A 1468-nucleotide genomic window follows, 5' to 3' on the forward strand; every position below is an offset into this window, starting at 1 on the left:
GGTTATAGGGGCGTGTAATCCAGCGCCGACCCAGCCTACCGAGCCGGCGCATGAAAAGCATCTGACGTCGAAACTAATCGCGCAGCGCATCATGTACTGCGACGACGGCACACGCGCCGATGTCGACTTCATCGACGACGGCCTGAAAATGGCTGTCACCTGGCTGCCCAGGGGCAGAACTGAGATCCTGCGCGCGCAACGTACTGGCGAGGAATTTCGCGGCGACCGGTCGCGGGCAGTCGTGGCCGGCGGGTCGATCGCCTTCACGCAGCGCGGGAAGATCCGCGTCTGTCATCGAACCCCGGAGGAATCATAGGATATGCAGGCATTGCTGTACACGCTTGCGCCTGTGCTGGCGGTCGTGCTCGGCGCGATCATCGCGAGCCGGACCAAATTAAATCCTGGTGTCGTGGCGGGCCTCCAGCATCTCGCTGCCGGCGTCGTGTTTGCGGCGGCAGCGACTGAAATCCTGCCGCAGGTCAAGCATGAGGCTTCACCTAGCGCTACGTTGATCGGCGGGGCGGCGGGCGTTGCGACGATGCTGGGTCTCAAGGCTTTCGAGGCCCGCTTCAAGGGGCCAATGGCACTGCTCGCCGCGATCGGCATTGACATTCTGGTCGATGGTCTGGTGCTCGGCCTCGCGTTCGTCGCGGGTGAGAAGGCGGGATTTCTGCTGACGATCGCGCTGACGCTCGAAGTGCTCTTCCTTGGTCTGACACTGACCGACGAGCTGGCGGAAACCTATCGCTCGCGCCTGCGCATCATCGTGACTGTGTCGGCATTGGCGCTGCTGCTGCCGATCGGCGCACTCGCGGCTGTTCCTGTCGCCACGCTCTCACCGGTAATGGTCGCTGGCTTCCTGAGTTTTGGTCTGATGGCGCTGCTCTACCTCGTCACGGAAGAGCTGCTGGTCGAGGCGCACGAGAAGCCTGACACCCCACTCATCAGCTCGATGTTCTTCGTGGGATTCCTTGCCCTGCTGACGCTTGAGGAGATCATGGGATGATTTCGAGCAACGACAACAATGGCGGGCAAGAGCGTCGCACACTTTGGATCGTCCTGCTGCTGAACGCGGCGATCGCGGGGGGTTTCTTCGTCTCAGGATTTTTCGCGGACTCGAGCGCTCTGATCGCCAACGGCGTCGACAACCTGTCCGATACGGCCGTGTATGCGCTGAGCCTTGTGGCGCTCACCTGGGGCCAGACGTGGAAGACACGCGCCGCGGTCGCTTCGGGCGTCATGCTGCTGATCTTCGCGGGCGGCATCCTGATCGACGTTGGCCGGCGCTACCTTCAAGGCAGCGAACCGATCGGACCGACCATGATGGTCATGTCGGCGATCGCCGGCGTCGTGAATTACCTCTGCCTGCGGCTGCTCCAGCGCCTCAAGGATCCGGACGTCAATCTCCGGGCCGCAACCACCTTCAGCTTCAACGACTTCATTTCCAACGGCGGCATCCTGATCGCCG

3 protein-coding genes are annotated in these 1468 nt (G+C 62.5%); all 3 read left to right on the forward strand.

The features are described 5' to 3' along the window. Nucleotides 1-316 (forward strand): hypothetical protein (locus BV95_RS24475; RefSeq protein ID WP_037457573.1); only part of this gene is annotated, 316 nt, incomplete at its 5' end. Nucleotides 317-319: 3 nt separating this feature from the next. After that, nucleotides 320-1006 carry a ZIP family metal transporter gene (locus BV95_RS22485; protein WP_037457577.1) on the forward strand — a complete coding sequence of 229 codons (687 nt, stop codon included), beginning with the start codon at nucleotides 320-322 and terminating at the stop codon, nucleotides 1004-1006. Continuing rightward, nucleotides 1003-1468 (forward strand): cation efflux transmembrane domain-containing protein (locus BV95_RS22490; protein ID WP_037457578.1); only part of this gene is annotated, 466 nt, incomplete at its 3' end. The genes BV95_RS22485 and BV95_RS22490, both read left to right, overlap by 4 nt.

Origin of the sequence: Sphingobium chlorophenolicum (genome assembly GCF_000722875.1) — a bacterium.
GTDB lineage: Bacteria > Pseudomonadota > Alphaproteobacteria > Sphingomonadales > Sphingomonadaceae > Sphingobium > Sphingobium chlorophenolicum.

Coding starts and splice junctions, on each gene's coding strand:
- BV95_RS22485 (WP_037457577.1), top strand. CDS start 320: ATGCAGGCATTGCTGTACACGCTTGCGCCTGTGCTGGCGGTCGTGCTC.